This is a genomic window from Caballeronia sp. LZ016, assembly GCF_031450805.1.
In the GTDB taxonomy this organism is placed as follows: Bacteria; Pseudomonadota; Gammaproteobacteria; order Burkholderiales; family Burkholderiaceae; genus Caballeronia.
Window position 1 is genome coordinate 126,334 of record NZ_JARTVY010000005.1, and the last position, 11,541, is coordinate 137,874.

The window sequence follows — 11,541 nt, forward strand, 5'->3', positions numbered from 1 at the left end:
ATCAGCGAGGTCCGGCGCGACCCTCTCGCGGCGAGAGGGGTTGACTCGTGCTATCGATTGGAACGATCCTGTGCCCGACCGGACCCGTCTTCATGCGATGGCTTCCATGACAAGCGACGCAGCGCCCTCGACGACCGAACTGGTCCTGAAAACCATTGCGCCGCGCGCGCCGCTGAATCTACTTGCGCGGCAGCGGCTGAGCGCCGATGCCGCGCCGTATCGCGATCGTCAGATCACGCTCGTTCAGGCTCCCGCCGGCTATGGCAAGACCTCGTTGCTCGCGCAATGGCGGCGTGAATTTCTCGCGCGCGGGTCCGCCGTGGCCTGGCTGCTCGCCGACGAACGCGACGACGCGGGACGGCTCCTGCGCGCGCTCGTGCAGGCGGTCAGGACGGGATGCGCGCGCTCGGGCTTCGGCGCGCTGCTGCTTGACGGCGCGCTTGCATCCGTGGGCGCGCTCGATGGCGCAACGGCATGGCTCGCGGAGATCGCGGTGCTGTCGATGGACGTGGTGCTCATCATCGACGAGGCCGAACGGCTGCCGCCCGCAGGCGCCGAACTGCTCACGTATCTGCTGCATAACGCGCCGCAGAACCTGCGCGTCGTCGCGGCCGGGCGAAGCGGGCTCGAAGCGCCGATGTCCGATCTGCTGTTATATGGCGAAGCCACGCTCGTCGGTCCCGATGCGTTGCGCTTCCGGCTCGATGAAACAATCGCGCTGATCGGCAACCGGTTCGGCGCGCGCGTGGACGCCGACGCCTGCGCGCGTCTCTATGAAGCGACGGATGGATGGCCGCTCGGCTTGCAGCTCGCCGTCGCCGCGATGATGCGCGCCACGGACGCCCGGCAGGCGGTGCAAGCGATCGCATCGGGGCCGGGCGGGCTGGGCGAGCATCTCGTCGGTGCGTTGATTGCGGATTTGTCGCCGGAAGACGAGGCGTTTCTCGCGCGCATCAGCGTGGTCGACATGCTGCATCCGGACCTGTGCGAGGCGCTGACGGAGTGCGCGCAGACGCCCGCCCGGCTCGCGCGCCTCGTGCGCGAAACGCCTGTCTTCATCGCCGTCGAAGACAGCGCGTGGTGCCGTCTGCACACGCTCGTGCGCGATGCGCTGCGCATGCGTCTCGTGGACCTGCCCGCGAGCGAACGTCAGGCACTGCATGCCCGCGCGATGCGGTGGTTCGTCGGGCGCGGGATGATCGAAGAAGCCGCGCGTCACGCTCACGCAGCGGGCGAGCATGAGACCGCCTACGAACTCGCCGAGCGCAGCCTGCACGAAGCGGTGCGTCAGGGCCACCTGAGTCTCGTGCTCGACTGGCTGGAGCTGATCCCGAAGCCGGAGCTGGAACGGCGTCCGCGCTTGCGGCTCGCGGCGGCGTGGGCGCTCGCGCTCGGGCAGCGCCACGAGGAGGCGCAGCGTCAGGTCGAGCAGATTCTGACCGGCCCGGCCGTCGATGTGAAGCTGCGCTACGAATGTGCGCTGATCCTGAGCGCAGCGGCCTATTTCGCCGATGAACCGGATCGCTTTCTCGCGCTTTTCGAACCCTGGGCCGAATCGCCGCCCGAGGGCGGGGGCTGGCTCGCGCAGGTTCACGCAAACCGTCTCGCGGCCCGCGCGATGATGCTCGGTGAGCCGGCGCAGGCGCGGCGCGCGCAGCAACGCACGCGGCCCGCCGATGGCGATGAAGGCGTCGCGTTCCTCATGCGCTGGGGCGATCACATCGCCGGGTCGAGCTATCTCTGGGAAGGGCAGATGTCGCTTGCCGAAGACGTGCTGAAGCCCGCGCTCGCCAGCGCCGAGGCCCGGCACGGACGGCGGCATCCGATGACCTGCATGTTCGCGGCGGCCTGCGCCGCGATCGCTTACGAAGACGACCGGCTCGACGAAGCGTCCGCGCTTCTGTCGAACCGCATGGACGTGCTCGAACGCGCCGCGACGCCGGAGATGGTCATCGTGGCCTACCACACGGCCGCGCGGCTGGCGGCGGTGCGCGGCGGCGAACATCGCGCGCTCGACATGCTCGAAGCGATGCACGCGCTCGGCGTGAGCCGGCGTCAGCCGCGCCTGTGCGTGGCGGGTCTCGCGGAGCAGGTCCGCATGCACGCGGGCCGCTATCGCATCGAGACGTGCCAGGCGCTGGTGCGGCGGATCGACGATATCGTCGCGCACGAGACCGGTCGCGGGCCGGTGTGGCGAAAGTCGGTCGCACTGCTGCAGCGGCTCGCACATGCGGATGCGGCGATTGCGGCGCGAAGCTGGCCGCAGGCGCTGGACGCGCTGGAGGCGGCTGCGCGGCAGGCCGGCGACATGAACATGGGCCGATGCCGCATCGAGATTCTGGCGCTGCGCGCATTCGCGTTGCAGGAGGAGGGCGCGGACGGGGCCGCGCTGCTGCGCGAAGCGATGAACCTCGCGCAGACCTTCCGCCTGCGCCGCACGATCGTGGATGCCCATCCGTCGCTCGCGGACTGGGCAAGGCGAATGGGCGATGCATCGGCTCACGATGACATCGACCGGACGCCCGCCGCATTTCCGAACGTGCGGCCGCCTCCGCGCGAGAGCAGCGGACCGCGCGCCGTGCCGAGCGTCGTGCTGACCCCCAAGGAGCGCGAGATTCTCGAACTGCTCGCACGCAATCTGACGAACAAGGAGATCGCGCGCGCGGGGATGATCGGCGAAGGCACGGTCAAGTGGCATCTGAAGAATCTCTTCGGCAAGCTCGACGCCAGTTCGCGCAAGCATGCGGTGCGCCGCGCCGTGGTGCTCGGGCTGCTCGAAGGCACGCAATGACCGCGCGGCGGACACCGGCCCTCTGACTCCCGTTGCTCCCCTCCCGCCGCGAGAGGGGCCGCCGGTGCAGTCCTTCCGTATTCTCGCTGCATGACTTCACGTGCTCGTGAAGCGACCCATCCGGCGACGACCTCCCAGTCCGGTTCCCCGATGCGCGATTGACCGGCTCCGCCGCGACCGCCACCCGGCGCTCGTGCAAGCCAGAAACGATATGGATACCTGATGAAACGAAAGATTCCATGCCTTGCCGCATTGCTGGCGTGTTCCGGCGCTGCCTGGGCGCAAGGCTCCGTGACGCTCTACGGCGTGCTCGATGCCGGCTTGCTTTATCAGAGCACCGCCGCGGCTTCCTTCGCGCCGAACGCACCCAATCTCGGCAAGGTGTATCGCTACAAGGACGGCGGCATCTACGCGAGCTTCTGGGGCCTCAAGGGCAGCGAAGACCTGGGTGGCGGCTACAAGCTCAACTTCAGGCTGCAGGGCACGTTCGATACCGGCACCGGCCGGTTCGGGCTTTCCGACACGCCCGGGGTATCGGCGCAATTCAACCAGTTCGCGACGATCGGCCTGACGGGACCGTTCGGCACCTTCAACGCGGGCCGCCAGATCGTGCCGATGATCTACGCGATGTACGACACCGACGTGCGCGGCGCGCAGTACTTCGGCAGCATTCTGACCGCGTGGCTCGGCATGAATCAGGCGGCCGGATGGACCGGCACGAGCACGAACGGCGCGATCGGCGCGCTGTATGACAGCAACGCGCTCGTCTACGAGTCGCCGAAGTTCTACGGCGCGTCCGTTGCGCTCGAATACGCGCCGGGCGGCGTGCCCGGCGAGTTCAAGGGCGGCACGCGCGAATCCGCCGTCCTCAAGTATTCGAACTATGGGCTGAACCTGTCGGCGGTCTATTACAACGGACACGACACGAGCCCCTTGCCCGGCGTCGCGCCGACCGGGCTGAACAACAACCGCTTCGTCTACTTCGGCGCGATGTACACCTTCCGCGATGTCTCGGTCTCCGGCTCGTGGAGCCGGGGCAAGAATCCGGCGAACACCGGCCGTGCGGATTACGACCTCTATTCGGCCGGGCTCGGCTACCGGTTCAGCCCGGTGCTCAAGGTCACTTCGGGCTTCTACTACCTGAAGGACAACAACAACTCGACGAACCATTCGAGCGAGTTCGCGGTAGGCACCGAATACAGTCTGTCGAAGCGCACGCTCACCTATGCGCAAGTCGGCTATGTCGACAACCACGGAACGATGAACCAGACGATCGTCTATGGACAGCCGGTGGCGCCGGGAAGATCGACGACGGCGGGCATGGTCGGCGTGCGCCATAACTTCTGAAGGGAGCGATCCGTGCGAAAAATGAAACCGAATGCTTATCGATGTGCGGCCCTGATCGTCGTTCTCGCAGTGGGGGCGATCATTCAGGTAAGCGAAGCAATGGCGGGGGCGGGCACGCCGGCGGCTGCATCGAACGCGAGCGCGCCCGTCGCCACGAGAGCGCAGAACCGCGCGCTGCGACGGAGCGTCTACGCGGCCTTCGCCAAAGACAAGGCCATCGACGCCGGCGATATCGGCGTGCGCGCGAACGATGGCGTCATCACGCTGACCGGCACCGTCGGTGACGCGGCGCACATCGGCAAGGCCGCGGAGCTGGCGAGGGACGTGCCAGGCGTCAGGTCGGTCACCAACAAACTGACCGTCAAACGGCCTTTCGGGCAATGAGCGGCGGTCCCATGCAACAGATCACGGAAACCTACATGAATCAGCACATGTTCGAACCGGCTGCATCGGCGTATGCGTACCCGTTGCTCATCAAGCATCTCCTTCACACGCCGCTTGCTCACGCGCCCGATCAGGAGATCGTGTATCGCGGCACGACGCGCCTCACCTATCGCGGCATGCAGGAACGCATCGCACGGCTCGCGAACGGCCTCGCGCGCCACGGGGCGACGATGGGCAGCACGGTCGCGGTGATGGACTGGGACAGCCATCGCTATCTGGAATGTTATTTCGCTATCCCGATGATGGGCGCGGTCCTTCAGACGGTCAACGTGCGTCTCTCGCCTGCCGAGATCGCCTATACGATCAACCATGCCGGCGCGCACATCCTCCTCGTGCATGGCGACTTCCTGCCCGTGATCGAATCGATACGCGGCCAGCTCGAATCGGTGCGGGCCGTCATTCTGATCGACGACGAGCGCGAGGAAGCGCAAGCGCACGCCATCGCGTTCGCCGACGAATACGAAACCATGCTCGCCGCAAGCGAGCCTTCATACGAGTTCCCGGATTTCGACGAAAACACGCGCGCCACGACCTTCTATACGACCGGCACGACCGGCTTGCCGAAGGGCGTCTACTTCTCACATCGGCAACTCGTGCTGCACACGATCACCGGCATGGCCGCGCTCGCGAGTCCGATGTCCGGGCAACGCTTTCATCGTGGCGACGTGTACATGCCCATCACGCCGATGTTCCATGTTCACGCATGGGGCATGCCGTACATCGCGACGATGCTCGGCGTGAAGCAGGTCTATCCGGGCCGTTACGTGCCCGAGCGTCTGATCGAACTCGTGCGCGAAGAAGGCGTCACGTTCTCGCATTGCGTGGGCACCATCCTGCACATGCTGCTCAGCTGCCGCGACGCGCAGAGCGTCGATCTCAGCCGATGGAAGGTGATCATCGGCGGCGGCGCGCTGCCGCATGGGCTGGCGCGCGCGGCGCTCGACCGGGGCATCGATATTTTCGCGGGCTATGGCATGTCGGAGACGTGCCCGCTGCTCAGTCTCGCGCAATTGCAGCCGGGAAGCGAGTCGCTCGACATCGATGAGCAGGTGACGTTGCGCTGCAAGACGGGCTTGCCGATGCCGCTCGTCGATCTGCGCATCGTGAACGAAGAAGGAGCCGATGTCGCGCACGACGGTCGCGCGAGCGGCGAGATCGTCGTGCGGGCGCCGTGGCTCACGCAAGGGTATCTGAAGAACGCCGAAGCATCGGCTGCGCTCTGGGAGGGCGGCTATCTGCATACGCAGGATATCGGAAGCATCGACACCAACGGGTACTTGCAGATCACGGACCGCATCAAGGACGTGATCAAGTCGGGCGGCGAGTGGGTGTCGTCGCTGGAAATCGAGAGCCTCATATCGCTGTATCCGGCGGTGTCGGAAGTCGCGGTGATCGGCATCAGGGACGAGAAGTGGGGCGAACGGCCGGTGGCGCTCGTGGTGCTGAAGTCCAACGTCACGCCCGCAGCTTCGGCGGACGACATTCGCAACCATGTGCTCGCGTTCAGCGAAACGGGACGAATCTCGAAGTATGCGGTGCCGCAGATCGTGAAGATCGTGGATCAGCTCCACAAGACGAGCGTCGGCAAGCTGAACAAGAAGCGCCTGCGCGAACAGTTCGCGCAATCGCTGCAACAGGAGGCACGAGCATGAGTACGGCCACGAGTGCCTATAGCTTCGCGACGATCGAAGACTTCGTCGGTCAGGAAGTGGGTGTGTCGGAATGGGTGAGCGTCGATCAGGCGCGCATCGACGCCTTCGCGCAATGCACCGGCGATACGCAGTGGATTCATCTCAACGAAGAACGTGCGAAGCGCGAGAGTCCGTTCGGCGGCACCATTGCGCACGGCTATCTGACGCTTTCGCTGCTCGCGGCGCTCGCCATCGAGATCGGCGTTATCCCGCCGGATGCATCGGCTGCGCTGAATTACGGCGTCGACAAGGTGCGCTTCATGACGCCCGTGAAATCCGGAGCGCGCGTGCGAAGCCGCGTCGTGCTGGCGTCCGTCGAAAGAAAGGGCGATGGCCGCCTCATCATGCATACCGACAACGAATTGCAGATCGAAGGCGAGCACAAGCCCGCACTCGTTGCGCGCACGCTCGTGATGATCGTCGGCTGAGGGAGTATCGAACATGACGACTATGAACGACGACATCATCGCGCGCGCAACCGACGGCATGCCGGGACCGAATCCCTTCGTCGGGCTGCGGCCTGTCGATATGCTCGCGGCGGCCCGGCAGGTCGGCGCGCAGGCGATGGTTCATCCGGCGCTGCTGGCCGGACAGACCGCGGCGCTGATTCGCGATCTCGCATCGGCGGCGATGGGCAACGGCACGTCCGCGCCGCAGCCCGGCGACAAACGCTTCGCCGATGCCGCATGGCGCGAGCAGACGGTCTATCGCACGGCGATGCATGGCTATCTCGCGTGGCGCGATGCGCTGGCAGGCTTCGTCGAACGGTCCGCGCTCGATGAAGCGAGCAAGGCGCGCGCGCAGTTCGTCGTGTCGCTCGTGACGGACGCGCTCGCCCCGACGAACACGCTCGCGGGCAACCCCGCCGCGATGAGAAAGCTCGTGGCATCGAACGGCGCGAGTGCCGTCGCGGGCCTGAAAAACATGCTGGACGATGCGCTCGGCAACAAGGGCATGCCGTCGCAGGTCGACAAGCGCGCATTCACGGTCGGCAAGAATCTCGCCACGTCGCGTGGCGCCGTCGTGTTTCGCAACGAGGTGCTCGAACTCATTCAATACGAGCCGACCACGGCGAAAGTCCACGCGCGGGCGCAACTGATCGTGCCGCCGCAGATCAACAAGTTCTATATCTTCGATCTCGCCGAGAAGAAGAGCATCGTCGAATATCTGGTCGGCAACGAGTTCCAGGTGTTCGCGGTGAGCTGGCGCAATCCGGGTGCAGCACATCGCGATTGGGACATGGATACGTATGTCGCCGCGCTCCTCGAAGCCATCGGCGCGGTGCGCGAGATCACCGGGCAAGCGGACGTGAACCTGCACGGCGCGTGCTCCGGCGCGATGACCATCTCGGCGCTGCTCGGCCATCTCGCAAGCCGGAAAGACACGTCGGTTCACGCGGCGACGCTGATGGTCGCGGTGCTCGACAACGCATCGCCGTCGCAGCTCGGGCTCTTCACGACGCCCGAGGCTGTCGAACTGGCCAAGCGGAGCAGCCATGCGAAGGGCGTGCTGTCGGGCGACGACATGGGCCGCGTCTTTGCGTGGATGCGCCCGAACGATCTCGTGTGGAACTTCTGGATCAACAACTATCTGCTGGGCGAAGCGCCACCTGCGTTCGACATTCTCTACTGGAACAACGACACGACGCGTCTGCCGGCGAAGCTGCACGGCCAGTTGCTCGATATCTTCACGCAGGGCCTGTTGACGAAGCCGGGTGCGTTGACCGTGCTCGGCACACCGGTCGATCTGTCCGCGGTTACGTGCGATACCTACGTGATGGCCGGCATGACGGATCACATCACGCCGTGGAAGGGCGTGTACGACACGGCTCGCGCATTCGGCGGCAACACGCGCTATGTGCTCAGTTCGAGCGGTCATATTCAAAGCCTGATCAATCCGCCCGGCAACGCGAAGGCCAAGTACTTCCATCACGACGCGCTGCCCGACGACGCCGACACATGGCTCGCGGGCGCGACCGCAGAAGCGGACTCGTGGTGGACCGACTGGCGCGCGTGGCTCGCGGAACGTTCGGGCGAACGCCGCGCGACGCCGAAGACGCTCGGCAGCAGAAGGCATCGGCGACTGGACGATGCGCCGGGCCGCTACGTTCTCGAAGCGTGATCCACGATACGGACGACCTCATGCGCAAGATGGACATACGGACCGTCGATATCGATGGCCAACGGCTTCGCGTCGGCATCTGGCGCGGCAGCGATGCGTCGCCGCCGCTCGTGGTGTTCAACGGCATCGGCGCGAATCTCGAACTGATCCGCCCATTCGCCGATGCGCTCGGCGATGTCGAAGTCGTGATCTTCGATATCCCCGGCGTGGGCGGATCGCCGGCGCCGCTCATGCCGTATCGCTTTTCGACGCTCGCCATGCTGACCGACAAGCTGCTCTCGACACTCGGCTACGACGGCCCCGTCGATGCGCTCGGCGTGTCGTGGGGCGGGGCGCTCGCGCAGCAGTTCGCGTATCTGTATCCGTATCGATGCCGCCGGCTGGTGCTGGCCGCGACGTCGCCGGGCGTCATCATGGTGCCGGGTCGCCTGTCGGTGCTGTCGAAGCTGGTCGGGGCGCGGCGCTATCGCGACGCGGACTATCTGCGCGAGGTCGGCGCGGAGATTTACGGCGGCGCGTACCGGCGCGATCCGTCCCTGCTCGACGAGCATGGGCGGCACATACAGGCGCCGGGGGGGCGCGGCTATGTCTATCAACTCCTGGCGACGTGCGGATGGAGCAGCCTGTTCTGGCTCGGCGCTTTACGTCAGCCGACGCTCGTCATGCACGGCGACGACGATCCTATCGTTCCGCTCGTCAATGCGAGGCTCATTGCAAGCCGCATACGGCGCGCGACGCTTCATGTCATCGAGGACGGGCATCTGTTCCTCATCACGAGGACGGCCGAGATCGGGCCGCTCGTGCGCGAGTTCTTGCACGGCGAGCCGATAGAAAGACGTCAGTCCTGCAACGAATCAACGTTTGAATAATGCAAGTGCGGCGCGATGCGCGCTGCGAACACGGAGACAACGATGAGCTACACCCCTCCCGTCAAAGACATGATGTTCGTGATCGAGGACCTGGCGGACATGGCGAGCGTGAGCCGGCTTCCCGGTCTCGACGATTCCAATCTCGATACCGCCAGCGCGATCCTCGAAGAAGGCGCGAAGCTCGCCGCCGAAGTGATCGGCCCGCTGAACGTGCAGGGCGACCGGCAGCCGTCCACATGGCATGACGGCCACGTGAAGGCCACGCCCGGTTTCGGCGATGCTTACCGCCAGTACGCGGAAGGCGGGTGGCAGGGCATCAGTCATCCGACCGGGTTCGGCGGACAGGGGCTCGCGAAGCTGATCGCGTCGCCGTGCATCGAGATGCTGAACGCGGCGAATCTTTCGTTCGCGCTGTGTCCGCTGCTGACCGATGGCGCGATCGAGGCGCTGCTGATCGCGGGCTCGGACGACCTGAAGGCGCGCTATCTGCCGAAGCTGATCGAAGGCGCGTGGACCGGCACGATGAATCTGACGGAGCCGCAGGCGGGATCGGATTTGTCGCTCGTGCGCGCGCGCGCGGAACGTCAGGATGACGGAACGTTTCGTGTGTTCGGCACCAAGATTTTCATCACGTGGGGCGAGCACGATATGGCGGAGAACATCGTCCATCTCGTGCTGGCCCGCACGCCGGATGCGCCCGAGGGCGTGAAGGGCATCTCGCTCTTCGTCGTGCCGAAGTTTCTCGTGAACGACGACGGCAGCCTCGGCGCGCGCAACGACGTGCATTGCGTATCGATCGAACACAAGCTGGGCATCAAGGCGAGCCCGACGGCCGTGCTTCAGTATGGCGACAGGGGCGGCGCCATCGGATATCTCGTGGGCGAGGAGAATCGCGGCCTCGAGTATATGTTCGTCATGATGAACGCGGCGCGCTTCGGCGTGGGGCTGCAGGGCGTCGCGTTGTCGGATGCGGCGTATCAGAAGGCCGTCGCGTACGCGAAGGAACGCGTGCAGGGGCGTCCTGTCGACGGCTCCGGCGCGCGGGCTGTCGCGATCATCGATCATCCCGATGTGCGCCGGATGCTCGGCACGATGCGCGCCATCACCGAAGGCGCGCGTGCGCTCGCCTATGTCGCGGCGGCGCACGCGGATATCGCCCATCATCACGACGATGCGGCGGCGCGCGCCCGCCATCTGGCGATTCATGAGTTCCTCGTGCCGGTCGTCAAGGGCTGGAGCACGGAAATGGCGATCGATGTCACGAGCCTCGGCGTGCAGGTCCACGGCGGGATGGGGTTCATCGAGGAAACGGGAGCGGCGCAGTTTTATCGCGATGCGCGGATTCTGTCGATCTATGAAGGCACCACGGCGATTCAGGCGAACGACTTGATCGGACGCAAGACGATGCGCGACGCTGGTTCGGCCGCGCAGGCGCTGCTTGCCGGGATCGACGAGACGCTTGCTACGTTGCGGTCGGTCGATGCCGGCGACGCCGCGCGGGTTTTCGAAGCGATGCACCGGCGTCTCGCGGACGGTCGCGACGCGCTTGCGAATGTCGTCGCTTATGTGCTCGAAGCGGGCAAGCGCGATCCGCGAGCGGTGTATGGCGGCGGTGCGTCGTATCTGAAGCTGGCGGGAATCGTGCTGTCGGGGTGGCAGATGGCGCGGGCCTTGATCGTCGCGCAGCAGAAGCGGGGCGAAGACCCGCAGTTCTACGGGGCGAAGATCGCGACTGCGCATTGCTTCGCGGAGTTCGTGCTGACGCAGGCTCGTGGACTGGAGACGGCCATCGTTTCCGCGCGTGGGGACGATGCCGTGTTTCGGTTGAGCGAGGAAGCGTTCTGAGGCATGTGAACGGCGCTTCCGCGATTGATTCGGGTGAGGTCGAACCGGCTTCCCTGACGGCGGCGGGCGCACGCTCGTTGCCGAACGCGGACCCGCCGCACATCGCTATCCGCCGATGCCCGGATTCGGCGATGCGCCGCGCGAGCCGACAAGCCGCCTCGATGTTCGACACGCCCACGCAATGCAGATACTGCGTTAATTCACCGACCATTTGAGCACGTGAGGCTGGTCGTATTGACGCGTCACTTCGATGACTTCGAGTCGATGATCGGCGCCGACGAGCACGAGGCCATCGGCGCCTGTCGGGCAACGCGCTTGCTGCGGGCAGTGGAAGCATATGGTCTCCACGCTCGCCCATAACATAAAAAAATCGTGCCGCTCCCGCAAGCGGAGCGCCACGCCGCTTGCCCGGCTTCATGATATGCTCGGCACT

The 11,541-nt window shown here is 65.6% G+C and carries 9 protein-coding genes; 8 read left to right on the forward strand and 1 reads right to left on the reverse strand.

Annotation, left to right across the window (positions count from 1 at the left end):
* Window positions 1–97 precede the first annotated feature (97 nt).
* From P9220_RS24415 to P9220_RS24450, 8 genes are all read left to right on the forward strand, one after another.
* Window positions 98–2,791, forward strand: coding sequence for a LuxR C-terminal-related transcriptional regulator (locus P9220_RS24415; protein WP_404989574.1), 2,694 nt, complete (start codon window positions 98–100; stop codon window positions 2,789–2,791).
* Window positions 2,792–3,013: 222 nt separating this feature from the next.
* Entirely contained in the window at window positions 3,014–4,138 is a 1,125-nt protein-coding gene (locus P9220_RS24420) for a porin (RefSeq protein ID WP_309768408.1), read from the forward strand.
* Between the two features lie 21 nt (window positions 4,139–4,159).
* Window positions 4,160–4,522 (forward strand): BON domain-containing protein, encoded by a 363-nt coding sequence (locus tag P9220_RS24425; protein WP_309768922.1) that lies wholly within the window; start codon window positions 4,160–4,162, stop codon window positions 4,520–4,522.
* Window positions 4,523–4,533: 11 nt separating this feature from the next.
* Window positions 4,534–6,234: a fatty acid--CoA ligase gene (locus P9220_RS24430; protein ID WP_404989575.1), complete on the forward strand. Its 1,701-nt coding sequence runs from the start codon at window positions 4,534–4,536 to the stop codon at window positions 6,232–6,234.
* Window positions 6,231–6,701 carry a MaoC family dehydratase gene (locus P9220_RS24435; protein WP_309768409.1) on the forward strand — a complete coding sequence of 157 codons (471 nt, stop codon included), beginning with the start codon at window positions 6,231–6,233 and terminating at the stop codon, window positions 6,699–6,701. The genes P9220_RS24430 and P9220_RS24435 overlap by 4 nt, the downstream gene beginning before the upstream one ends.
* A 13-nt stretch (window positions 6,702–6,714) precedes the next feature.
* Window positions 6,715–8,394, forward strand: a complete 1,680-nt coding sequence (locus tag P9220_RS24440; protein WP_309768411.1) for an alpha/beta fold hydrolase — start codon at window positions 6,715–6,717, stop codon at window positions 8,392–8,394.
* Between the two features lie 20 nt (window positions 8,395–8,414).
* Window positions 8,415–9,263 carry a poly(3-hydroxyalkanoate) depolymerase gene (gene phaZ / locus P9220_RS24445; RefSeq protein ID WP_309768412.1) on the forward strand — a complete coding sequence of 283 codons (849 nt, stop codon included), beginning with the start codon at window positions 8,415–8,417 and terminating at the stop codon, window positions 9,261–9,263.
* A 42-nt stretch (window positions 9,264–9,305) separates the two neighbouring features.
* Window positions 9,306–11,108 carry an acyl-CoA dehydrogenase gene (locus P9220_RS24450; protein ID WP_309768413.1) on the forward strand — a complete coding sequence of 601 codons (1,803 nt, stop codon included), beginning with the start codon at window positions 9,306–9,308 and terminating at the stop codon, window positions 11,106–11,108.
* Window positions 11,109–11,303: 195 nt separating this feature from the next.
* Here P9220_RS24450 and P9220_RS24455 read toward each other — a convergent pair whose 3' ends face one another.
* Complete coding sequence (locus P9220_RS24455; RefSeq protein ID WP_309768415.1) at window positions 11,304–11,456, reverse strand: hypothetical protein; 153 nt, start codon at window positions 11,454–11,456, stop codon at window positions 11,304–11,306.
* Window positions 11,457–11,541: the final 85 nt, after the last annotated feature.

What these genes read in the sequence shown, in the direction of transcription:
- P9220_RS24415 (WP_404989574.1), top strand. Translation starts at nt 98, where the DNA reads ATGGCTTCCATGACAAGCGACGCAGCGCCCTCGACGACCGAACTGGTC.
- P9220_RS24420 (WP_309768408.1), top strand. Translation starts at nt 3,014, where the DNA reads ATGAAACGAAAGATTCCATGCCTTGCCGCATTGCTGGCGTGTTCCGGC.
- P9220_RS24425 (WP_309768922.1), top strand. Translation starts at nt 4,160, where the DNA reads ATGAAACCGAATGCTTATCGATGTGCGGCCCTGATCGTCGTTCTCGCA.
- P9220_RS24430 (WP_404989575.1), top strand. Translation starts at nt 4,534, where the DNA reads ATGCAACAGATCACGGAAACCTACATGAATCAGCACATGTTCGAACCG.
- P9220_RS24435 (WP_309768409.1), top strand. Translation starts at nt 6,231, where the DNA reads ATGAGTACGGCCACGAGTGCCTATAGCTTCGCGACGATCGAAGACTTC.
- P9220_RS24440 (WP_309768411.1), top strand. Translation starts at nt 6,715, where the DNA reads ATGACGACTATGAACGACGACATCATCGCGCGCGCAACCGACGGCATG.
- phaZ (WP_309768412.1), top strand. Translation starts at nt 8,415, where the DNA reads ATGCGCAAGATGGACATACGGACCGTCGATATCGATGGCCAACGGCTT.
- P9220_RS24450 (WP_309768413.1), top strand. Translation starts at nt 9,306, where the DNA reads ATGAGCTACACCCCTCCCGTCAAAGACATGATGTTCGTGATCGAGGAC.